Raw genomic sequence first — 22,406 nt, forward strand, 5'->3', positions numbered from 1 at the left:
GTCATTGCGGAGGGAAGGCCCATGTTGCGTCTGGCGATTGTCGACGACCACAAGATCGTGCGGGCGGGGTTCCGCGAAATGCTCGCCGACGAGCTGGGGGTGCGCGTGGAGTTCGAGGCGGCCTCCGGCGAGGAGGCGCTGCAGCAGCTCCGCGAGCAGCCCTGCGACGTGCTCCTGCTCGACCTGTCGCTGCCCGGGCAGAGCGGCGTGGATGTGCTGCGGGCGGTGCGCCAGCGCTATCCGGCGCTCAAGGTGCTGGTGCTGAGCGGCTTCCCCGAGGAGCGCTATGCGCTGCCGATGATCCGCAACGGCGCCAACGGCTACCTGTGCAAGGACTGCGAGCGCGACGAGCTGATCCGGGCGATCCGCACGGTGGCCCAGGGGCGCCGCTACGTCTCGCCGCGCACCGCCGAGCTGCTCGCCGACGACCTGGCCGGGGTGTCGGCCGCGCTGCCCCACGAGAGCCTGTCGGAGCGGGAGCTGCAGGTCTTCCTGCGGCTGGCCCGGGGCGAATCGGTGTCGGGCATCGCCGACACGCTCAATCTCAGCGTCAAGACGGTGAGCACCTACCGCTCGCGCCTCCTCGAGAAGCTCGAGGTGGCCAGCAACGCCGAGCTGGCGGCCTACGCCCTACGCCACGGGCTGATGGTCGCCTGACGCGGCGGGGTGTTGCAGCGGCATCCGGGCGTCGATCCGGGTGCCCTGGCCGGGGGCCGAGCGGACCGCGAAGTGGCCCTCGAACATCTGGGTGCGGTGCTGCATGCCGGCCAGCCCGTGGCGGCTGAGCTGCGGGCTGTCGGGGTCGAAGCCCACGCCGTCGTCGCCCACCCACAGGTGCAGCATGTTGTCGACCAGCGCCAGCCCGACCTCGATGTGGCGGGCGTGGGCGTACTTGCGGGTGTTGGTGAGGGATTCCTGCACGATGCGGAACAGGGCCAGGGACTGCTCCTCGGAGCACGGCGGCTCGCTGGCCGGCAGCTGGAGGGCCAGCTGGTACTCGCCGCGCAGCTCGTCGGTGAGGGCGCGCAGGGCCTCCACCAGGCCAAGGCCCTGGAGCAGCGGCGGGCGCAGGTCGTCGATGATGCGCCGCTTGATGGTGATGCCCGAGCCGATGGTGTCGATGAGCCGCCGGAAGCGGGCCTGGATGTCGGGCCCGGCCGTGGCGCCGAGGCTGCGCAGCAGCCAGCTGGCGTCCATCTTGGCGGCGGTGAGGAGGGCGCCCAGCTCGTCGTGGAGCTCCCGGGCGAGGCGGGCGCGCTCCGCCTCGCGGGCATCGGTGAGGTAGCTGGCGAGGTCGGACAGCTCGCGGGTGCGCTGGGAGACCATCGACTCGAGGGCCACGTTCTCCCGCTCGAGCAGGGTGGCCAGGCGCGCCCGCAGGGTGGCCTGGCGCTGCTGTACGCCGAACAGCGCGATGATCAGCCCGAGGGCGCCCAGGGCCAGCCCGGTGACGGCGTGCTCCATCTCGCGGAAGCGCTTGATCGACTCGTTGACCAGCGTCTGGTTGCGCGCCTCGAGGTGGTCGCGCAGCACCTTGATCGACTGGCGGATCTGGTCCATGTAGGCCTTGCCGGCGCCGCCCTGGCCCGGCGGCCCGGCGCTGATCACGCGGCCGGCGGTGACCGTGTCGGCGAGCAGGGCGAGCTTCAGGCGGACCAGCCGGGCCAGGGTCTCGAACTCCGGGCGGTCGGCGCTGCCCGGCGGATAGTCGGCCTCGATGCGCGCCAGCAAAGGCTCGATGGCGCGCTGGCTCTCGGTGTAGGCGTCGAGATAGACCGGCTTGTGGTCGTTGAGGAGGTAGCCGCGAACGCCGGTCTCGGCGTCGAGCACCATCGCCAGCAGGGCGTCGAAGCGGTCGATCTGGGCTTTGTAAACCTGGGCGTCGCGCATCGCCAGCTCTCCGAACTGGGCGTGCAGGCGGCCGAAACCGAGCAGCGACAGCACCAGGGTGCACCCCAGGGCGACCAGCAGGAGGGGCAGCAGCCGGCGCGGGCGCAGCCGGGCGAGTTGTTCGCGGAGCGAGGCGGCTTGGAGGCTCATGGGCGGAGGCGGGCGGCCGGCGGACGGCGGGGGCCCGCCCAGTGTGCCAGATTTGCCGCCCCCGCCGTCATCCCTTGCCGCGCAGGGCGTTGATGACGAAGCTCGCCACCGCCAGGATGACAAACACGAAGAACAGGATCTTGGCGATCTCGGCGGCTCCGGCGGCGATTCCGCCAAAACCGAAGACGGCGGCGATCAGGGCGATCACGAAGAAGACGACGGCGTAGTGCAGCATGATGGACTCCTTGGGGTGGGTCAGCGGCGGGAGGGGGCCGCCGGGGGGGCGCGGCGGCGGGGCCCCGCGTCGTGGAGGCCGGCGAGGAGCCGGGCGAGATCGAGTTCGTCGTCGATCCGCTCGTTCCAGGCGTCGGTGGTACGGCGCCCGGCCTGCCGGGCTCGCGGCGGCCTGCGGCGTGCGACGGTGTTGCGCTTCATGGCCTTCTCCTTTGCCTTGCCTGCGGGCCCCGGAACGTGGGGCGCTGCGCACGATCCCAATTTAGGGCAGGCGCCGGCGGCTGGCCGTCGGCTGCCTCCGAATGGGGTGTGGGAATCGTCCGACGCGTTGCCGGCCGCTGCGGCACAGCCCCCGGCAGGGGGCCGTTTTGGGCCATAATCCCGTCAGCCGCCCAGCGCCTCCGGCCACGGTGGCGTCGCTTCTTGCCCCATTTTTCAGGTTCCAGCTCCATGTACAAAGCCACCCGCGATTTCATCCGAGACCGGCAGCCGTTTGCCAGATACGCGGTGAAGCAGGTCAGTGTCCAGCAGGTGGGCGGCGGCGAGGCGGGCAACGTCTACATGAACGCCCATCGCCGCATCGACCGCGAGCGCAACATCAAGATCGTCAGCGGCTGGCTGGTGCGGCCCCACGACAAGGCCCTCAACCAGACCGAGATCGTCCAGCACTGGTGGAACGTCGATGCCGTCGCCCGGACCTACTTCGACGTCTCCCCGGAGGCTGGGCGCGACTGCGAGTACGTGCTCGACATGGACCTCGCCGAATACGGCATCCGCAACTTCGACAGCCCGGCCGACAACGTCTGCCAGGCCATCCTGCTCTCGAACGGCCGCTACACGATGGTGGATCGCATCTTCGGCGAGCTCTTCTACAAGCCCATCGACAACCTCGAAACCGCCGCGCTGTTCAAGAAAGTCATCTGAAAACCCTGCCCCGCCCGCAGGCCGGCCGCGGGTATCTCGATTCCGTCATGGCGGATGGGTGATACTTGCGGGTCGAGAATAATCACATCAAGTCCCCTTCCGTGCACCCGAACGATCCCGCCGAGACACCCCCCGACAACCCGGCCGCGGCCGACACGCCCGCCGGCGACAATCCGCCGGCGGAGCCTCCGCCAGCGGACACGCCGCCCGCCGCCCCGCCGCCCGCCGCAGATGCCGCCGCGCAGCCGTCTGCCGGAGAAGCCGCCGCTGCGGCGCCCGCCGGACCCCCCGCCGCAGCGCCACCCGCGCGTGGTTTCCTGCGCCGCCACGCCCGCGCCGCCGGGGTGACGGTGCTGCTGCTGGGCCTGGCCGCCGGCGCCTGGTGGGTGGCCGACGAGATCGAGACCTCCCGCTTCCAGGCCACCCACCTGGCGGCCTACGCCCGGACCCTCGACTTCCAGGTGCTGAAGGGCCCCAGCGAGGTCATCCGCTTCCCGGCCCACGGCCCCTTCGACCAGCGCATGGGCTACACCGAGCTGCCGCGCTTCGCCCGGCGCCTCGATGAGCGTGGCTATGCGCTCACCGAGCAGGCGCGCTTCTCGAAGGACCTGATGGAATACACCGGCCACGGCCTGTTTCCGCCCTACCGCGAGAAGACCCGGGCCGGCCTCGACGTGGCCGACTGCCGCGGCAAGCCGCTGCACGCCTTCCGCTACCCCTACCGGGGCTACGCCGACTTCGCCGCCGTACCGCCGCGGGTGGCCCAGGCGCTGATGTTCATCGAGAACCGCGACCTGCTCGACGAGTCCCGCCCGCAGATGAACCCGGCCGTCGACTGGGTGCGCTTCGCCCGCGCGGTGCTCGGCCGGGTCGGGCACCTGGTGAGCAGCGATTTCGACGCCCCCGGCGGCAGCACCCTGGCCACCCAGATCGAAAAGTTCCGCCACTCCCGCGACGGCGTCACCTACAGCGGCAGCGAGAAGCTGCGCCAGATGGCCTCCGCCAGCGTGCGCGCCTACCAGGACGGCACCGAGACCCTGCCGGCCCGCCGCCGCCTGCTCCTCGACTACCTCAACACCGTGCCGCTGTCGGCGGCGCCGGGGCACGGCGAGGTGAACGGCCTCGGCGACGGCCTGTGGGTGTGGTTCGCGGCGGACTTCGATGCGGTCAACAGGCTGCTCGCCGCCCCGGAGGCCAGCGGCCCCGAACTGGCCGCCCAGGGCCGGGCGCTGCACCAGGTGGTGGCGCTGATGATCGCCCACCGCCGGCCGTCCTTCTACCTCGCCAGCGGCGGGCGCGACCGGCTCGGGCAGCTGTCGGCCAGCTACCTGCGCCTTCTCGCCGACAACGGCGTGATCAGCCCCGCGCTGCGCGACGCGGCCCTCGCCGAGCCGCTCAGGTTCCGCGACATGCGCGCCAACCCGGCCGTGTTGCCCGCCGACATGGGCAAGGGCACGCTGACCCTCCGCAACCGGCTTGCGTCCACCCTCGACGCCTCGCTCTACGACCTCGACCGCTTCGACGCCGACGTCTCCACCACCCTCGACGGCGCCCTGCAGCAGCAAGTCAGCGAATTCCTCGAGCGCCTCGGCGAGCCGGAGTTTGCCCGCAAGCAGGGCCTTGCCGGCGACCGCATGCTGAGCCCGGCGAGCCTGAAGGCGGTGCGCTACAGCTTCACCCTGGTCGAGAGCACCCCTGGCGGCAACCGCGTGCGGGTGCAGACCGACACCAGCGACCAGGCCCTCGACATCAACGAGGGCAGCAAGCTCGAGCTCGGCTCCACCGCCAAGCTGCGGGTGCTCACCACCTACCTCGAGATCGTCGCCGAGCTGCACGAGAAATACGCCGGCAAGACCGCCGCCGAGCTGCGCGCCGTGAAGCCCGACTCCCGCGACCGCCTGAGCCAGTGGGCCGTCGAATACCTCGCCGGCGCCAAGGACCGCAGCCTGCCCGCGATGCTGCAGGCGGCCCTGGAGCGCCGCTACTCGGCCAGCCCCGGCGAGGGCTTCTTCACCGGCGGCGGCGTGCACACCTTCAACAACTTCCGCCACGAGGACGACGGCCGCCAGCCCACCGTGCGCGAGGCCCTGCAGGGCTCGATCAACCTGCCCTTCGTGCGGATCATGCGCGACGTGGTGCGCCACACCATCTACCAGGGCCCCGACAACCTCTCGCGCCTCCTCGAGGACGCCGACGATCCGCGCCGGCAGGAATACCTGGCCCGCTTCGCCGACCGGGAAGGGCAGGTCTTCCTGCGCCGGTTCTGGAACAAGTACCGCGGCAAGACGCCCGCCGAGATCCGCGAGGATCTCCTCGACGACCTGCGTCCCGGCGTCGACCGGCTGGTGGCGGTGTTCCTCTACCTGTCGCCGAAGGCCACGCCCGCCGAGCTGGGTGCCTTCCTGCGCGAGCGCCTCGACGGCAAGGCGTTTTCCGAGGCCGACATCGGCAGGCTCCAGGCCCGCAACGGCCTCGACGCCTACGACCTGGCCGACCGCGGCTACGTGGCGCGGATCCATCCGCTGCAGCTGTGGCTCGCCGCCTACCTCCAGCAGAAGCCCGACGCCACCTGGGCCGACGCGGTGAAGGACAGCGCCGAGGCGCGCCAGGAGGTCTACCGCTGGCTGTTCCGCAGCCGCCACAAGGGCGCCAAGGATTCCCGCATCTACACCATGCTGGAGCTGGAGGCCTTCGAGGACATTCACCGGCGCTGGGCGCGGCTGGGCTACCCCTTCGGCCACCTGGTGCCGTCCTTCGCCACCGCCCTGGGCAGCTCCGGCGACCGGCCGGCGGCGCTGGCCGAGCTGATGGGCATCATCGCCAACGACGGTATCCGCCAGCCCACGCTGCGCGTCGACCGCCTCAATTTCGCGGTCGGCACGCCCTACGAGACGCGCTTCGCCCCCAAGATCGGCGAGGGCGAGCGGGTGCTGCCGGCCGAGGTGGCCGCCGCGCTGCGCACGGCCCTCTCGGAGGTGGTCGAGGGCGGCACCGCGCGGCGCCTCGCCGGGGCCTTCAAGCTCGCCGACGGCACGCCGCTGGCCCTGGGCGGCAAGACCGGCACCGGCGACAACCGCATCGTGATCGGCCGCGGCGGTGCCCGCGGGGTGGCCCTCAACCGCACCGCCACCTTCGTGTTCTACCTCGGCCCGCACCATTTCGGCACCCTCACCGCCTACGTGATGGGCCCCGAGGCCGGCAAGTACAACTTCACCTCGGCCCTGCCGGTGCAGATCCTCAAGTCCATGGGGCCGGTCATCCTGCCCCACCTCGAACCCGATGCCGCCGCGCCCTGCGCCCGTTGAGGGCCGGGGCCGTCCCGCCACGAGAGGCACCCATGTCCGCTCCCGTTGAAGTCCGTTCGCCCCTGTGGCCCGTGTGCTGGAAGAGCTGCGGCAACTGCGCCGGCGAGGGCGCCTTCGTCACCGAGGTGCTGATCGCCCCCGGTGACGAGATCCGCTTCAACCAGGTCATCGTCCGTACCGAGACCAGCAAGGTCAGCACCGACGTCCCCACCACCGTCGCCGGCCGCGTGGTGTCGGTGCATGTGCAGGTGGGCGACGAGCTCGGCGAGGACACGCTGATCGCCCGGGTCGAGCGGGCCTGACCCACCTGCCCGGCGCACCCGCGTGCTGCCCCGGGCCCGGGTGATATACTCGCGGGTCAGAAATTTCGGCTCGACCCGGTGTCGCGCATGCAACTCTTCGCCCTCGGACTCAACCACCATACTGCGCCAGTCTCCATCCGCGAGCAGGTGGCCTTTCGGCCCGAACTGCTCACGCAGGCCCTGGCCGACCTGGTGCGGGCCAAGCCGGTGAAGGAGGCGGCGATCCTGTCCACCTGCAATCGCACCGAGCTCTATTTCGCCACCGAACACCCCCAGCACGCCGCCGACTGGTTTGCCGACTACCACCGGGTGGCCCTGAACGACCTGTCGCCCTACCTGTACACCTTCCCCCAGCGGGACGCGATCCGCCACGTCTTCCGGGTGGCCAGCGGGCTCGACTCGATGGTCATCGGCGAGCCGCAGATCCTCGGCCAGGTGAAGGACGCCGTCCGCCACGCCGAGCAGGCCGGCACCCTCGGCGCCACCCTGCACAAGCTCTTCCAGCGCAGCTTCTCGGTGGCCAAGGAGGTGCGCTCCACCACCGCCATCGGCGCCAACATCGTGTCGATGGCCGCCGCGGCGGTGCACCTGTCCGAGCGCATCTTCGAGAGCGTGCGCGACCAGCGCGTGCTCTTCATCGGCGCCGGCGAGATGATCGAGCTGTGCGCCGCCCACTTCTGCGGCGAGCAGCCGCGCAAGGTGACCATTGCCAACCGCACCGCCGCCCGGGCCGAGGCGCTGGCGGCCCGCTTCGGCGCCGACGTGATCCGCCTCGACCAGGTGGCCGAGGTGCTGGCGGGCTACGACATCGTGGTCTCGTGCACCGGCAGCCCGCTGCCCATCATCGGCCTCGGCATGGTCGAGCGCGCCCTCAAGGCCCGCCGCCACCGCCCGATGGTGATGGTCGACCTGGCCGTGCCCCGCGACATCGAGGCCGAGGTGGCCGCCTCCGGCGACGTGTTCCTGTACACCGTCGACGACCTCGCCAAGGTCGTCGACTCCGGCCTCGAATCCCGCCAGGCGGCGGTGATCGAGGCCGAGGGCATCATCGACGCGCGGGTCGACGGCTTCCTGCACTGGCTCGACAGCCGTGGCACGGTGCCCACCATCCGGGCCCTGCGCGAGCACGCCGACGCCCTGCGCCGCGCCGAGCTCGAACGCGCCAGCCGCCTGCTGGCCAGGGGCGAAGACCCCCACAAGGTGCTCGAGGCCCTCAGCCAGGGCCTCACCAACAAGCTCCTCCACGCCCCGACGCGCTTCCTCAACGACGCCGAGGGCGAGCTGCACGGCGACTGCGCCGAGCTGGTGCAGCGCCTCTTCAACCTCCACCCCGACCACTAGCCCGCCGGGCCGGGGTCTGCCACGCCCGCCTGCGCGGGCCTTGCTCCCATGAAACAGCGCATCCGCGACAAGCTGGACAACCTCGCCGACCGTCTGCAGGAGCTCGACCGCCTGCTCGCCACCAGCGAGGCGGCCAGCGACATGGACAACTACCGCAAGCTCACCCGCGAGCACGCCGAGATCACCCCGGTGGTCGGCCTCTACCGCGAGTATTGCCAGGCGCAGGAAGACGAGGCCACCGCCCGCGAGCTCCTCGCCGACCCGGAGATGAAGGAACTCGCCGCCGCCGAGCTCGACGCCGCCCAGGCCGCCCAGGCCCGCATCGACGCCGAGCTGCAGACCGCGCTGCTGCCCCGCGATCCCAACGACGAGCGCAACCTCTTCCTCGAGATCCGCGCCGGCACCGGCGGCGACGAGGCGGCCCTGTTCGCCGGCGACCTGCTGCGCATGTACACCCGCTACGCCGAGCGCCAGGGCTGGCGCGTCGAGATCATCTCGGCCAGCGACTCGGAGCTGGGCGGCTACAAGGAGGTCATCGTCCGCGTCGCCGGGGCCGGCGCCTACAGCAAGCTCAAGTTCGAGTCCGGCGGCCACCGGGTGCAGCGCGTGCCGGCCACCGAGACCCAGGGCCGCATCCACACCTCGGCGTGCACCGTGGCGGTGATGCCCGAGGCCGACGAGGTGGGCGACGTGGAGCTCAACCCCGCCGACCTGCGCATCGACACCTTCCGCGCCTCGGGGGCCGGCGGCCAGCACATCAACAAGACCGACTCGGCGGTGCGCATCACCCACCTCCCCACCGGCATCGTCGCCGAGTGCCAGGACGGCCGCTCCCAGCACCAGAACAAGGCCTCGGCCCTGCGCGTGCTGGCGGCCCGCATCAAGGACATCCAGGTGCGCGAGCAGCAGGCCCGGGAGGCCGCCACCCGCAAGAGCCTGGTGGGCAGCGGCGACCGCTCCGAGCGCATCCGCACCTACAACTACCCCCAGGGCCGGCTCACCGACCACCGTATCAACCTCACCCTCTACAAGCTCGACGCGGTGATGCAGGGCGAGCTCGACGAGGTTGTCGCCGCCCTCACCGCCGAACACCAGGCCGAGCTGCTCGCCCAGCTCGCCGACGAGAATGGCTGAGCGGCCGGCCAGCCTCGGCGAGGCCCTCGCCGTCGCGCGGGGGCGCATCCCGGCCAGCGAGGCGCGGATGTTCCTGCGCGAAGTCACCGGGTGCAGCGCGGCCCAGGTGGCGGCCTACCCGGAGCGCGGGCTGGACGCCGGCCAGGCCGCCCGCTACATGGCGCTGCTGGAGCGCCGCGCCGCCGGTGAGCCGGTGGCCTACCTGCTCGGCGAGCGGGAGTTCTACGGCCGCAGTTTTAAGGTGACGCCGGCGGTGCTGATCCCGCGCCCCGAGACCGAGCTGATCGTCGATCTCGTCAAGGCCCGCGTCGCTCCAGGTGCGGCGCCCGCCATCCTCGACCTGGGCACCGGCAGCGGCGCGCTGGCCATCACCCTGGCCCTCGAGCTGCCGGCGGCGCAGGTCACGGCGGTCGATCTGTCGCCCGCCGCGCTGGAGGTGGCCCGGGGCAACGCGGCGGCCCTCGGCGCCCGGGTGCGCTTCGTCGAGAGCGACTGGTTTGCCGCGCTGGGGGCCGGCCGCTTCGAGATCATCGTCAGCAACCCGCCCTACATCGTCGACGACGACCCCCATCTCGCCGAGGGCGACGTGCGCTTCGAGCCGCGCTCGGCCCTCGCCGCCGGCCCCGCCGGGCTCGACGACCTGGCGCGGATCGCCGCCGCGGCGCCGGGCTTCCTGGCGCCGGACGGCTGGCTGCTGATGGAGCACGGCTACGACCAGGCCGCCGCGGTGCGCGGGCTGCTCGCCGCGGCCGGCTTCGTGGCGGTGGCGTCGGCCCGTGACCTGGCCGGCATCGAGCGGATCACCTTTGGGCGCGACCCCAACCCGCGGTGTTGACGCGGGGGCTGCACGGGCCTAGACTTACCCGACTGAATTGCTCAACTATTTGCGAGATCACCATGGACGTCCAAAAGATCATTCACGAACAGGTCACCTCCAACCCGGTCGTGCTGTACATGAAGGGCACCCCGCAGATGCCGCGTTGCGGCTTCTCCTCGACCGCCGTGCAGATCCTGCAGGCCTGCGGCGCCCGTGAGGTGCTGGCCGTCGACGTGCTGGCCGACGAGGCCATCCGCCAGGGCATCAAGGAATACGCCAACTGGCCGACCATTCCCCAGCTGTACATCAAGGGCGAGTTCATCGGCGGCTCCGACATCATGCGCGAGATGTACCAGTCGGGCGAGCTGCGCCAGCTGCTGGCCGAGCTGGGCTGAGCGTCTCCCCGCACCGTAAAGAAAGCAGCTTCGGCTGCTTTTTTTACGTCAGTGCCAGGCGACAGCCGGCTTTCAGCCGCTGCCCACCGCCTGCCGCCAGGCGAGCGCCAGCGCAACGAGGGCCAGCGCCAGGGTCGAGCCCTGCCAGAACAGCACCGGGTTGCGCTCGATCAGGGGCGGCGGGCGCTGGCTGCGAAACTGCTGCCCGGGCGCGCGCAGGTCGTGGACGAACTCCGAGATCACCGCCTGGCGCCGGGCCGGGTCGGGCTGCAGGGCCTTGCCGAGCACCGCGTCCAGCCACGGCGGCAGGTCGGGCCGGTGGTGGCGGAGGGGAATGTAGCGCAGCCGGCGCAGCTCGGCCGGGCTGCGCGCCCGGGCGAGGTCCAGCCCGTAGGGGAGCTGTCCGCCGAGCAGCCGGTAGGTGACGACGGCCAGCGAGAACAGGTCGGACCGGGGGCTGCCGCCCTGGCCGAGCAGGTACTCCGGGGCTGCGTACTGCAGCGCGCCGGGCACTGGGTCGGGGGCTGCGTAGCCTTGGCTCTCCTCCAGCCCCGCCACCTGGACGGTGGCGAGGTCGATGAGCTTGACGGTGCCCTGCCCGTCGATCATCACGTTCTCGGGGTGCAGGTCCTGGTGCAGCATCTCGCGCCGGTGCAGGGCCTGCAGGCCCTGGGCCAGCTGCTCGACGATGGCGCGCACGCTCGCCAGCGAGGGCTCCGGGTTGTCGGCCATCCACTGGGCGAGGGTCTGCCCCTCGATGTATTCCAGCGCCACGTAGAGGTGGGCGCGCGGGCGCTCGCCGGGCCAGGCCTTGACGACGTGGGGGCTGTCCACCCGGCGGGCCACCCACTCCTCCAGCACGAAGCCGTCGAGGTAGGCGCTGTCGTCGCGCCGTTCGACCGACGGCGTCTTCAGCACCAGCGGCCGCCCGGTGGTGGTGTCGGCAGCCAGATAGACGTGGCTGCGGGCGCTGTGCTGCAACTCGCGCACGATGGTGAAGCCCTCGAACGTGGCCCGCGGGGCCAGCGGCGGCGGCAGCGCGAGGCCGTCCCGGCGCAAGTGCGGGTGGGGCGTGCCGCTGGCGGGCAGCGCGTCGATGCGCAGCAGCTGCACGGTTGCGTCGTCGTTGCTGCCGCGGGCCCGGGCCTGGCCGGCGAGCCATGCGGCGGCGGCGTCGAAGTCGTCCGGGTGGCGGGCCAGGGCGTCGTGCGCGGTGGCGGCGTCGAGATGGGTGTAGGCGCCGTCGGTGGCCAGCAGGTAGAGCTCGCCGGGCTCTGCCTCCCAGCTGCGGTAGTCGATCTCCACATGGGGGCCGGTGCCGAGGGCGCGGCCGAGGTAAGATTCGGCGGACGACAGGCGCACCCGGTGGTCTTCGGTGAGCTGCTCGAGGGCCTGGGCGTGGAGGCGGTAGAGCCGCGAGTCGCCCACGTGGAAGAGGTGCAGCTCGCGCCCCTTGAGGATCAGCGCGCTGAAGGTGCACACATGGCCGAGATCCTTCTCGAAGCGGGCATCGCTGGCCTGGTTCTGGGCGTGCAGCCACGAGTTGGCCGCGCTCAGCACCCGCTCGCCGGCCCGGCGCACCGACCAGGCTTCGGAGGTGGCGTAGTAGTCGTCGAGGAAGCTGCCGACGGCGGTCTGGCTGGCCAGCTGGCTGACCCGGCTGGTGCTGATGCCGTCGGCGATGGCCAGCACGATGCCCTTGCTGGCGAGCAGGTGCCCCTCGGGCAGCAGGGCGCCGTGGAAATCCTGGTTGATGTCGTGGGCGCCGGCCAGGGACGCCTGGCCGAGGGTCACCCGCAAGCCTGCACTCATGGGATGCGCTCCCCGGCCGGCGCGGGCGCTCAGGCGGCGCGGCGCCGGGGCGCGGTCTTGTAGTGGGTGGAGTACAGCGTGGCGCCGACGAAGGTCAGGCCGCCCACCAGGTTGCCCAGCACGGTGGGGATCTCGTTCCAGAGCATGTAGTCCATGAAGGTGAAGTTGCCGCCCAGCATCAGGCCCGACGGGAACAGGTACATGTTGACGATGCTGTGCTCGAAGCCCATGTAGAAGAACACCAGGATCGGCATCCACATGGCGATCACCTTGCCCGACACGCTGGTGGACATCATCGCGGCGACCACGCCGGTGGACACCATCCAGTTGCACATCACCGCGCGCACGAACAGCGTGAGCATGCCGGCGGCACCGTGGGCGGCGTAGCCGACGGTGCGGCCTTCGCCGATGTGGCCGATCTTCTGGCCGACGGCGTTGGGGGCGTCGGTAAAGCCGTTGGTGAAGATGATCGCCATGAACACCGCGACGGTCAGCGCGCCGGCGAAGTTGCCGGCGAACACCAGCCCCCAGTTGCGCAGCACGCCGCGCCAGGTGGCGCCGGGGCGCTTGTCGAGCACCGCCAGCGGGGCGAGGGTGAACACCCCGGTGAGCAGGTCGAAGCCGAGCAGGTAGAGCATGCAGAAGCCGACCGGGAAGAGCAGTGCGCCGATCAGCGGGTTGGCGGTGTTCACCGACACCGTCACCGCGAAGGCGGCGGCCAGCGCCAGGATGGCGCCGGCCATGTAGGCGCGGATCAGGGTGTCGCGGGTGGACATCAGCAGCTTGGATTCGCCGGCGTCCACCATCTTGGTGACGAACTCGGCGGGGGCGAGGTAGGCCATGTCGGTTCCTTTGTGGTTCAGATGAGGTCTGGGTTCGGGTGGGCCTCAGCCCAGGGCGACCAGCACGCGGCCGTCCTCGACCCGCACCGAGTGGGCGCGCACGGAGTGCTCGGGGGCTTCCAGGCAGACCCCGTCGCTGAGGTCGAAGTGGTTCTTGTAGAGCGGCGAGGCGACCACCACGTGCTTGCCGAGGTTGCCGACCAGGCCCCGCGACAGCACGCTGGCGCCGGATTTCGGGTCGATGTTGTCGATGGCGTAGAACTGCGACGCGCCGACCCGGAAGACCGCCACGGGGCGGCCCTCCGCCAGGGCGCACACGCCGGTGTCGGGCAGGATGTCGTCCACCGCGCAGACGGTGGTCCAGACGAGGGGTTCGATGCTCATGGCGGGGCTCCTCAGGCGGTGGTGGCGAGCTCGGCGGCGTCGCTGCCGGCGGCGGGGCGTTCGTCGGGGCGGGCGGGGCGAATCTGGCCGCGCTCTTCCACGAAGACGATGCGTTCGTCGGCCTGGTCGCTATTCACGAAGGAGCGGAAGCGCTTGCGCACGGCGGGGGTGGTGACGGCGGTCTTCCATTCGCACTGGTAGCTGTCCACCACGTGCCGCATCTGCGCCTCCAGCTCGGCGGCGAGGCCGAGGCTGTCGTTCACCACCACGTCCTGCAGGTAGTCGAGGCCGCCCTCCAGGTTGTCGCGCCAGGTGCTGGTGCGCTGCAGGCGGTCGGCGGTGCGTACGTAGAACATCAGGAAGCGGTCGATCAGCTGCACCAGCCGGTCCTTGTCGAGGTCGGCTGCCAGCAGCTCGGCGTGGCGCGGCTTCATGCCGCCGTTGCCGCACACGTAGAGGTTCCAGCCCTTGTCGGTGGCGATGATGCCCACGTCCTTGCCCTGGGCCTCGGCGCACTCGCGGGTGCAGCCGGAGACGCCGAACTTGATCTTGTGGGGCGCACGCAGGCCCTTGTAGCGGTTCTCCAGCTCGACCGCGAGGCCGATGCTGTCGCCCACGCCGTAGCGGCACCAGGTGGAGCCGACGCAGCTCTTCACGGTGCGCAGGCTCTTGCCGTAGGCGTGGCCGGACTCGAAGCCGGCGGCGATCAGCTCCTCCCAGATCAGCGGCAGCTGCTCGACGCGGGCGCCGAACAGGTCGATCCGCTGGCCGCCGGTGACCTTGGTGTACAGGCCGTACTTCTTGGCCACCTGACCGACGGCGATCAGCCCGTCCGGCGTCACCTCGCCGCCCGCCATGCGCGGTACCACCGAGTAGCTGCCGTCCTTCTGGATGTTGCCCAGGAAGTAGTCGTTGCTGTCCTGCAGGCTGGCCAGGTCGTCCTTCAGCACGAAGTCGTTCCAGCACGAGGCGAAGATGCTGGCCGCCGTGGGCTTGCAGATGTCGCAGCCGAGGCCCTGGCCATGGCGGGCGAGGAGCTCGTCGAAGGTCTTGATCCGGCCGACCCGGACGAGGTGGTACAGCGCCTGGCGGGAGTGGGCGAAGTGCTCGCACAGGTGGTTGTTCACCGCCATCCCGCGGCGGGCCATCTCGGCCTTCATCACCTGGGTGACCAGCGGTACGCAGCCGCCGCAGGTGGCGCCGGCGCGGGTACAGGCCTTGATCTCGGCGATGGTGGTGGCGCCGCCCTCGACCGCGGCGCAGATCTGGCCCTTGCTCACGTTGTTGCACGAGCAGATCTGGGCGCCGTCGGGCAGGGCGTCCACGCCCAGGCCGGGCTTGGCCTGGCCGTCGCCCGCCGGCAGGATCAAGAATTCCGGCGCGGCGGGGGGGGCGATGCCGTTCTGGGCCATCTGCAGGAGGGTGCCGTATTCGTCGGCGTTGCCCACCAGCACCGCGCCGAGCAGGCGCTTGCCGTCGGCGCTCACCACGATCTTCTTGTAGATCTGCTTCAGCTCGTCGGTGTAGCGGAAGCTGCGGCAGCCGGGCGTCCTGCCCTGGGCGTCGCCGATGCTGGCCACATCCACGCCCATCAGCTTGAGTTTGGTGCTCATGTCGGCGCCGGCGAAGCTTGCGTCGCTCTGGCCGGCCAGGTGGCGGGCGGCCACGCGGGCCATCGCGTAGCCCGGGGCGACCAGGCCGAAGGTCTGGTCCCGCCAGGCTGCGCATTCGCCGATGGCGTAGATGTCGCGGTCGCTGGTGCGGCAGTAGTCGTCCACCGCGATGCCGCCGCGGGCGCCCACCGCCAGGGCGTTCTGGCGGGCGAGCTCGTCCCGCGGGCGGATGCCGGCGGAGAACACGATCATGTCGGCCTCCAGGTGGCTGCCGTCGGCGAACACCATGCGGTGGCGGGCGCGGGCCCCGTCGGTGATCTCCACGGTGTTGCGGCGGGTGTGCACCTGCACCCCGAGGGCTTCGATCTTGCTGCGCAGCACGCCGCCGCCGTCGTCGTCCACCTGCACCGCCATCAGGCGCGGGGCGAACTCCACCACGTGGGTCTCCAGGCCGAGGTCGCGCAGGGCCTTGGCGCATTCGAGGCCGAGCAGGCCGCCGCCCACCACCACGCCGCTCCGGGAGCGGGCGCCGCATTCGGTCATGCCTTCCAGGTCTTCGATGGTGCGATAGACGAAGCAGTCGGGGCGGTCGTTGCCGCGCACCGGCGGCACGAAGGGCACCGAGCCGGTGGCCAGCACCAGCTTGTCGTAGGGCAGCACCTCGCCGTCGGCGGTGGTGACGGTCTTGTTGCGCCGGTCGATGGCGCTGGCGCGGGCCTTGAGGCGGAGCGAGAAACCGGTCTGCTCGAAGAAGCCCGGCGCCACCAGGGACAGGTCTTCGGCGCGCTTGCCGGCGAAGAATTCGGATAGATGCACCCGGTCGTAGGCGGGGCGGGGCTCTTCGCACAGCACGCTGACTTCGGCGTGGGCGAGCTTCAGCTGGTGGAGCTCCTCGAGGAACTTGTGGCCCACCATGCCATGACCGACAACGATGATTTTCATGGGGAAATCCTGCACGTCCGGCCCCCCGGCGGGCATGCGGGGTCAGGGCGCCTGGCTCACCGGGGTGAGCGACGCGGCTGACCGGGCCCCCGCGGAACGCGGATCAAGGTCGGGTTGGAACTGGCGAGCGTCGCGCGCTGACGCATCTTGCTCGCACCGGTCCCGCCGTCGTTGGCGGAGGCAGCGGGCCCGCGGCGGCATTGCCGTCGGGCCCAGGCAATCAATAGCAGGGTTCATGCCAGCCGCCCAGGCCCCGATCCGGCGGGGTTTTTCGGGGGCTGCGGCCGTGGGGAAGGGGGGCGGAAGCACCATCGCGGTGCGCGCTGCGCCATCGTGGCGCGCGGGTGGGCGAGGTGTGCCCGGTCGGGATGCGGGCCCCGGGGCGTCTCAGGCGGGGGTGTTCTCGCCGGCGGTCAGGTTGCGGGTGTCGGCCTTGGGCGGGAACAGCGCCTTGTGGGCGAGGTGGTAGGCGAGCAGATGGGGGGGCATGCGCAGCCAGTGGGCGCGGATGTAGAGCGCCTTGCGGGCGATGCCCCGCAGGCCGTCGGCGGCGCTGGGGTGCTGGGTTTCGAGGGCCCGCAGGTAGATCGCGTCGAGCAGGCCCTGGCGCGGCCCGCCGGCCTGGCCGCCGAGCCCGGCGGACAGCGGCGCCGGCACCGGCGTGCCGAGCAGACGCTGGCTGTAGCGCAGCGCGAGGTGCAGCGGCCCGTCGAGCTGGAGCTGTGCCGCGCGCCGGGCGAGGGCGTCCCAGCCGGCGGGGCCGTCGAGCAGGCGGAGCAGGGCGTCGAGGTCGGTGAGGTCGCGCAGCAGGTTGTCGGGCTCGCCCTCGTGGAAGAGGTGCGAGGCGCTGTGCAGGATCAGGTCGGGCAGGGCCAGGGTGCGCACGCCAGGCAGGCCGGGGATCTCGACGCTGGCCTCGATGAGCAGGCCGGCGTCGGGCTTGAGGCGCGAGGTGGGCGGCAGGATGGTGTGGTGCACGTCGAGGGCGGTGCCCCGGAAGATGTGCTGCATGGCCGGCAGCTCATGCATCCAGCGCCGGTAGTAGCGCTGGTCGTAGGCGTCGAGGGCGGTGGACTGCCAGCCGGTGAGTTGCAGCGCCGATTCGGCGTCGTCCAGGCGGGCGCGGGGCACCAGGATGTCCACGTCGGCAAACACCCGCCCCGCCGCCGCCGGCAGGCCCGCGGCCACGTAGGCGGCGCCCTTGAGGAGGATCACCGGCAGGCCGATCGCGGCCAGGCTGTCGCGCAGGTGGCCCACTTCGCGGCGGATCGAGTGGTGCTGCTGCTCGGCCATGATCGCGCCGGCGAGCAGGTGGTTGCGGGCCCGCTCCGGCACCGGAATGCCGGCGGCCTCGAGGCGCAGATGGAGGCGGCCGAGGAGGTTGGCGTGGCGGCACTGGCGGACCAGCAGGTCCCACTCGGCCGGGCTGAGGTGGCGGGCTGCCTCGATGTCGCGCAGCACGCGCAGCAGCAGGCTCATGCGTCGCCCCCGGCGTCGCGGGCCAGGCGGTCGAAGACGGCAATGGCGTCGTCGAGGCGGCTGTATTCGAAGTTGTAGCTGCGGCAGTCGTCCACCAGCCGGCCGACCGCGGCAAAGCCGTGGGTGCCGAGGATGTGGTAGTTCATGGCGTTGTCGGCGATCTGCAGGAAGGCGGCGCCGCTGCCCATGGGCGCGAGGCGCGCGTCGGCGCCGGCCCGGTAGCGGGGCAGGATCATCCAGGTCGGGCGGGCCGGCGTGGCCACGTCGCGCACGCTGGCCTCGCTCGGGGCCATCAGCGCCACCGTGCCCTTGGTGGTGTCGTGCACCGGGCGGGTCAGGAAGGCCTCGGGGGCGTAGGCACGGATGATGTCGATGGAGGCGTTCTTGAGGTTCACCGGCCGGGCCAGGCCCATGACTTCGCCGGTGTCGAGGCGGATCAGCGTGAGCTCGTCCGACAGCAGGCGCCAGCCCCGGTTGACCAGCGCGGCGCACAGGGTGCTCTTGCCGGAGCCCGGTGGGGCCGGGAGGATGGCGGCGCGGTTGCCGCGGGCGACGCAGGCGGCGTGGATCACCAGGATGTGGTGGCTGTAGGCGGTGATGCACCAGTTGAGGCCCCATTCGAGCATCGCCAGCGCCTGGTTGCGGGGCAGGGGGGTGAAGGGCTCGACGCCGTCCACCGAGAACACTGCCTGGGGGCGCAGCCAGCGGCGCAGGCCCCGCCCCGGCCCCACGCCGACGTGGAAGTCGACGAACGCGTCGGGGGCGACCAGCGGGTGATGGGCGTACAGGCGCGCGAGCTCGTCGGCGATCTCGGGGATGCCGCTCTGCAGGCGGCAGTTGAACGGGCCCGCGGCCAGGCGGATGCCGTCGCCGCCTAGCCGGGCCAGCAGGTCGGCCGGGGACAGGTCACGGATTCTCAAGGGGGGCGGGCTGGATCAGGCGGGCGGCGGTGAGGGCTTCGAGGGCGGCGCCCACCAGCACGTGGGCCTCGGCTGCGGTGGCCTCGGGCTCCTCGCGCAGGACCGCGGCGATGAGCGCGTCGATGTCCTGGGCGCGGCCGCTCGCGACCAGTTCATCCAGCACGAAGCGGGCGATGGGGGTGAGGAGGAGGGTCTGGCCGGCGACCGGGTCGAAGCGGACCCAGCCTTCGTCGACTTCTTTCCAGAGAATGGCATCGGGCCCGCCGGTGTTGGACTGGCGGGCCCGAAAAAGGCTGGCGGATGCGCTGGTCGTGCTCACTGCCGCAGCGGTGGGGCGATCAGAAGATCAGGCCAAGCAGGTAGTCGAAGTACTTTGCGACTTCGGTCTGGTGCCAGGTGGTGCTTTCGTTCTTGTAGCCGAGGGACGCGTAGCCGCCACCCTGGACGCCGTCGGTCCATAGGGCCTTGATGACGGCGGGGCCGGGAGGGCCGTAGCTGAAGGAACCCAGGAACACCGCGGCAGCCTTGGCGTTGAGGGGGTTGGCGGTGTCGCCGAGGGCTTCGCCGAGCGTGAAGGTGTCGGCCTGCCCCAGGGCGTTGGCGCCGAGGGCGGTCTTGAAGACGGTGTCGGGGGTGATCCCGGACGGCCACGTGGAGGGGTTCTTGATCCAGTCGGTGGGGCCGGGGAAGGGGCTGCTGCAGTTCTTGCCGCCCGTGGCGCTCAGGTTGCCCGACACGGAGAAGCCCGACGGGTGCTTGCAGTTGCCCGCCAGGACCGGGGTGCTCTTCAGGGCGAGCAGCACCGGGGCGCCGGCGATGCCTGCCTGGATCAGCTTGCGGCGGCCCTTGCGGGGGGCCGCGTTGATGTCGGTCGGCGTGTGCTTCGCCGGTGCCTCGGGGTGTGTCTGATTCATCTCGAGCCTCATTCGCGTGCCGCCGGTCGGCGACGTATTTTCCAATATTCTAGGCGGATTCTTGTTTTCGGATCGTGAAAGACATCCGCTTTTTAGTCAAACATGATTAAGCAATAATCGCGCCTGTCTATGCGCATTCTTAATGCTTTGATTTTAAAGGGATATCTGGGGGTGTGGGGCGGGGCGCGGATGCGCCAGGGCTTTTGTGTCAAAAAAACCGACACTTCGCCGGGGCGCCGCCCGTTCAGACGCTGGCGATGCGGCTGTTGGCCACCGACAGGCGGGTGGCCAAGACTTCGAGGAAGCCCTTGTAGAAATGCATCTGGCACACCGCCGAGGCGCGCAGCAGCGCGGGGGCGCGGATGGTCAGGATGCGGGCCGGGGTGAGGGTCTCGACGGAGGAGGTGCGGGCGCCGCGGCCGGCGGCGAACAGGGCCATCTCGCCGAAGCAGTCGCCGGCCGACAGGGTGTCGAGCAGGTGATCCTGCTTGAGCACCCGCAGCTCGCCCTCGACGAGCACGCAGAAGTAGTTGCCCGGCTCGCCCTCCTGCATCACGACGGTGCCGGCCTCGAGGCTGCGCCATTCGGCGAGGCGGACGATCTCCCAGATCTCCACGTCGCTGAACTCGCGGAAGAAGCGGAAGGCGCGCAGGCGCTCGAACTTCTCGCTCTCGGGCAGCTCGCTGCGGTCGGGGGCGAGCTTGCGGTTGCGGTAGGCCTGGGCGAGGTCGTGGGAGAACTCCATCCAGGTGGCGTAGCGCTGGTCGAGGTCGCGCTGCATCGCGCGGCCCACGATGGCGTCGAGCTCGGGGGGGATCTCCGGCCGCAGGCTGGAGGGCGGCGGGGCGACGTGGTGGGCGATCTGGTAGATCAGGCTGGCGTTGTTGCCGGCCTCGAAGGGGCGCTGCCCGGTGAGCAGCTCGTACATCACGACGCCGAGGGAGTAGATGTCGGTGCGGTGGTCGACGGGCAGCTCGCGCACCTGCTCGGGCGACATGTAGGCCGGCGAGCCGAGCTGGGTGCCCTGGGTGGTCTCGCTGGCGGTGAAGATGGCCGCGCCGAAGTCGGAGATTTTTATGTCCTGGCCGGTGGGCGAGACGAGCAGGATGTTGGCCGGCTTGATGTCCCGGTGGGTGACGCCCTGCAGGTAGGCGTAGTCGAGGGCCCGGGTGCACTTGAAGACGATCTCCACCAGGCGCTCGAAGGACAGCAGGTTGTCGGGCGTGGTGAAGGCTTCGAGGGTGCCACCGGGCACGTATTCCATCACCACGTAGGCGTCGCGGTCGTCGATCACCGCGTCGTGGATCTGGGCGATGTGCGGGTGCTGCAGCTTGCCGGCGAGGGCCGCCTCGTTGAGCAGCAGGTGGTGGTAGAGGGTGGTGTGGTCGGTGATGCGCAGCAGCTCGGGGTGGAGGCGCTTGATGGCGACCTCCGCCTGGGCGAAAGGATCGTAGCCGAGATAGACGGTGCTGGTGGCGCCTTCGCCCAGCTTGCGCCTGATTTCGTACTTGCCGATCCTTTCCATGCCGCGTCCCTCAGGCCAGGCGTGCCCGGGCCCGGGCGATCGCCGCGCGGACCTGCCCGGGGGCGGTGCCGCCGATGTGGTCGCGGGCGCCGAGGGAGCCCTCGACGGTGAGCACGCGGGCCACGTCGGCGTCGAGCAGCGGCACCGCGCGCGGGACCTCGGCCATCTCGGCCCTGAGCTCGTCGAGGGTGAACTCGGGCAGGTCGATGCCGCGCTTCTCGGCGCCGCGCACGGCCAGCGCGACGGCCTCGTGGGCGTCGCGGAAGGGCAGGCCCTTCTTGACCAGGTAGTCGGCGAGGTCGGTGGCGGTGGCGTAGCCCTGGCGCAGCGCGGCGCGCATGGCTTCTGCCTTGACGCGCACGTTGAAGACGCGGCTGCCGTCGGCCTCGACGCGGCTGCCCATCATGTCGGCGTAGATGCGCAGGGTGTCGATGACGGTGTCGGCGGTGTCGAAGAGGGGTTCCTTGTCTTCCTGGTTGTCCTTGTTGTAGGCCAGGGGCTGGCCCTTCATGAGGGTCAAGAGGGCGATCAGGCTGCCATTGACGCGGCCGGTCTTGCCGCGCACCAGCTCGGGCACGTCGGGGTTCTTCTTTTGCGGCATGATCGAGCTGCCGGTGCAGAAGCGGTCGGCCAGGTCGATGAAGCCGACCCGCGGGCTCATCCACAGGATCAGCTCTTCGGACAGCCGCGACAGGTGGGTCATGAGCAGCGCCGAGGCGGCGCAGAACTCGATGGCGAAGTCGCGATCGGAGACGGCGTCGAGGGAGTTGAAGCACACCTCGTCGAAGCCCAGCTCGGCGGCGACGAACTCGCGGTCGATCGGGAAGGTGGTGCCGGCCAGCGCGGCGGCGCCCAGCGGCAGGCGGTTCACGCGCTTGCGGCAGTCGGCAAAGCGCTCGGCGTCGCGGCGGGTCATCTCGAGGTAGGCCATCAGGTGGTGGCCGAAGGTGACCGGCTGGGCGACCTGCAGGTGGGTGAAGCCGGGTAGCGGGGTGGCGGCGTGGTGTTCGGCCAGGTCGAGCACGGCCAGCTGGAACTCGCGGATCAGGCCGAGGATGGTGTCGATCGCGTCGCGCAGCCACAGGCGGATGTCGGTGGCAACCTGGTCGTTGCGGCTGCGGCCGGTGTGCAGGCGCTTGCCGGCGTCCCCCACCAGCGCGGTGAGGCGTTTTTCGATGTTGAGGTGGACGTCCTCGTCGTCGAGGTTCCAGTTGAACTCGCCGCGTTCGATCTCGCCGGCGATCTGCGCCATGCCGCGCTCGATGTCGGCGAGGTCTTGCGCGCCGATGATGCCCTGGCGGGCCAGCATTTTCGCGTGGGCCAGGGAGCCGCGGATGTCCTGGGCCGCCATGCGCTTGTCGAAGAAGACGCTGGCGGTGTAGCGCTTGACCAGGTCGGAGACGGGTTCGGAGAAGCGGCCGGACCAGGCCTTGGCGGTGCTGTCCTGGGGCGCGGATTGATCTGCCATGTTGACTAATGCCTT

Annotated in this window: 21 protein-coding genes; 8 read left to right on the forward strand and 13 right to left on the reverse strand. The window is 70.9% G+C overall.

Annotated elements, in window-relative coordinates:
- Positions 1-21 precede the first annotated feature (21 nt).
- A complete protein-coding gene (locus tag ACE3OU_RS04185; protein ID WP_374240288.1) occupies positions 22-657 on the forward strand; it encodes a response regulator in 636 nt (211 codons plus the stop codon).
- Here ACE3OU_RS04185 and ACE3OU_RS04190 read toward each other — a convergent pair.
- The 3 genes from ACE3OU_RS04190 to ACE3OU_RS04200 all read right to left on the reverse strand — a co-directional run bounded on the left by ACE3OU_RS04190 (position 631) and on the right by ACE3OU_RS04200 (position 2,475).
- Positions 631-2,040 (reverse strand): CHASE3 domain-containing protein, encoded by a 1,410-nt coding sequence (locus tag ACE3OU_RS04190; protein WP_374240289.1) that lies wholly within the window; start codon positions 2,038-2,040, stop codon positions 631-633. The two genes, ACE3OU_RS04185 and ACE3OU_RS04190, sit on opposite strands and share 27 nt — an antisense overlap.
- Before the next feature lie 67 nt (positions 2,041-2,107).
- Positions 2,108-2,275: a DUF1328 domain-containing protein gene (locus ACE3OU_RS04195; RefSeq protein WP_374240290.1), complete on the reverse strand. Its 168-nt coding sequence runs from the start codon at positions 2,273-2,275 to the stop codon at positions 2,108-2,110.
- 20 nt (positions 2,276-2,295) lie between these two features.
- Positions 2,296-2,475: a hypothetical protein gene (locus ACE3OU_RS04200; protein ID WP_374240291.1), complete on the reverse strand. Its 180-nt coding sequence runs from the start codon at positions 2,473-2,475 to the stop codon at positions 2,296-2,298.
- A gap of 249 nt (positions 2,476-2,724) precedes the next feature.
- On the opposite strand from ACE3OU_RS04200, the gene ACE3OU_RS04205 reads away from it, so the two are divergent.
- The 7 genes from ACE3OU_RS04205 (at position 2,725) to grxD (ending at position 10,492) form a co-directional block, all read left to right on the forward strand.
- Positions 2,725-3,198 carry a hypothetical protein gene (locus tag ACE3OU_RS04205; RefSeq protein ID WP_374240292.1) on the forward strand — a complete coding sequence of 158 codons (474 nt, stop codon included), beginning with the start codon at positions 2,725-2,727 and terminating at the stop codon, positions 3,196-3,198.
- Positions 3,199-3,515: 317 nt separating this feature from the next.
- Positions 3,516-6,503, forward strand: a complete 2,988-nt coding sequence (locus tag ACE3OU_RS04210) for a transglycosylase domain-containing protein (protein ID WP_374240400.1) — start codon at positions 3,516-3,518, stop codon at positions 6,501-6,503.
- Between the two features lie 32 nt (positions 6,504-6,535).
- On the forward strand, positions 6,536-6,805 hold the full coding sequence (locus tag ACE3OU_RS04215; RefSeq protein ID WP_374240293.1) for a biotin/lipoyl-containing protein: 270 nt from the start codon (positions 6,536-6,538) through the stop codon (positions 6,803-6,805).
- An 87-nt stretch (positions 6,806-6,892) separates the two neighbouring features.
- Complete coding sequence (gene hemA, locus ACE3OU_RS04220) at positions 6,893-8,146, forward strand: glutamyl-tRNA reductase (RefSeq protein ID WP_374240294.1); 1,254 nt, start codon at positions 6,893-6,895, stop codon at positions 8,144-8,146.
- 48 nt (positions 8,147-8,194) lie between these two features.
- A complete protein-coding gene (gene prfA / locus ACE3OU_RS04225) occupies positions 8,195-9,280 on the forward strand; it encodes a peptide chain release factor 1 (RefSeq protein ID WP_374240295.1) in 1,086 nt (361 codons plus the stop codon).
- A complete protein-coding gene (prmC, locus tag ACE3OU_RS04230) occupies positions 9,273-10,115 on the forward strand; it encodes a peptide chain release factor N(5)-glutamine methyltransferase (protein WP_374240296.1) in 843 nt (280 codons plus the stop codon). The genes prfA and prmC overlap by 8 nt, the downstream gene beginning before the upstream one ends.
- Positions 10,116-10,177: 62 nt before the next feature.
- Positions 10,178-10,492, forward strand: coding sequence for a Grx4 family monothiol glutaredoxin (gene grxD / locus ACE3OU_RS04235; protein WP_374240297.1), 315 nt, complete (start codon positions 10,178-10,180; stop codon positions 10,490-10,492).
- 72 nt (positions 10,493-10,564) lie between these two features.
- Here the strand turns inward: grxD and ACE3OU_RS04240 are convergent, their stop codons facing one another.
- From ACE3OU_RS04240 to argH, 10 genes are all read right to left on the reverse strand, one after another.
- Positions 10,565-12,304, reverse strand: coding sequence for a protein kinase (locus ACE3OU_RS04240; protein ID WP_374240298.1), 1,740 nt, complete (start codon positions 12,302-12,304; stop codon positions 10,565-10,567).
- Positions 12,305-12,333: 29 nt separating this feature from the next.
- On the reverse strand, positions 12,334-13,146 hold the full coding sequence (locus ACE3OU_RS04245; RefSeq protein ID WP_374240299.1) for a formate/nitrite transporter family protein: 813 nt from the start codon (positions 13,144-13,146) through the stop codon (positions 12,334-12,336).
- Between the two features lie 45 nt (positions 13,147-13,191).
- The gene (gene nirD, locus ACE3OU_RS04250; RefSeq protein WP_374240300.1) at positions 13,192-13,530 is read right to left on the reverse strand and encodes a nitrite reductase small subunit NirD; all 339 of its coding nucleotides are present in this window, start codon (positions 13,528-13,530) and stop codon (positions 13,192-13,194) included.
- Between the two features lie 11 nt (positions 13,531-13,541).
- Complete coding sequence (gene nirB / locus ACE3OU_RS04255) at positions 13,542-16,085, reverse strand: nitrite reductase large subunit NirB (protein ID WP_374240301.1); 2,544 nt, start codon at positions 16,083-16,085, stop codon at positions 13,542-13,544.
- 387 nt (positions 16,086-16,472) lie between these two features.
- Complete coding sequence (locus ACE3OU_RS04260) at positions 16,473-17,564, reverse strand: nucleotidyltransferase family protein (protein ID WP_374240302.1); 1,092 nt, start codon at positions 17,562-17,564, stop codon at positions 16,473-16,475.
- A complete protein-coding gene (locus ACE3OU_RS04265) occupies positions 17,561-18,484 on the reverse strand; it encodes an HprK-related kinase A (RefSeq protein ID WP_374240303.1) in 924 nt (307 codons plus the stop codon). The genes ACE3OU_RS04260 and ACE3OU_RS04265 overlap by 4 nt, the downstream gene beginning before the upstream one ends.
- Entirely contained in the window at positions 18,471-18,803 is a 333-nt protein-coding gene (locus tag ACE3OU_RS04270) for a hypothetical protein (protein WP_374240304.1), read from the reverse strand. Before ACE3OU_RS04270 ends, ACE3OU_RS04265 begins: the two co-directional genes overlap by 14 nt.
- Positions 18,804-18,822: 19 nt before the next feature.
- Positions 18,823-19,398, reverse strand: a complete 576-nt coding sequence (locus ACE3OU_RS04275) for a hypothetical protein (RefSeq protein ID WP_374240305.1) — start codon at positions 19,396-19,398, stop codon at positions 18,823-18,825.
- 244 nt (positions 19,399-19,642) lie between these two features.
- The gene (locus ACE3OU_RS04280) at positions 19,643-20,923 is read right to left on the reverse strand and encodes a protein kinase (RefSeq protein ID WP_374240306.1); all 1,281 of its coding nucleotides are present in this window, start codon (positions 20,921-20,923) and stop codon (positions 19,643-19,645) included.
- A gap of 10 nt (positions 20,924-20,933) precedes the next feature.
- On the reverse strand, positions 20,934-22,391 hold the full coding sequence (gene argH, locus ACE3OU_RS04285) for an argininosuccinate lyase (protein WP_374240307.1): 1,458 nt from the start codon (positions 22,389-22,391) through the stop codon (positions 20,934-20,936).
- Positions 22,392-22,406: the final 15 nt, after the last annotated feature.

The organism is Zoogloea sp. (assembly GCF_041908905.1).
GTDB lineage: Bacteria > Pseudomonadota > Gammaproteobacteria > Burkholderiales > Rhodocyclaceae > Zoogloea.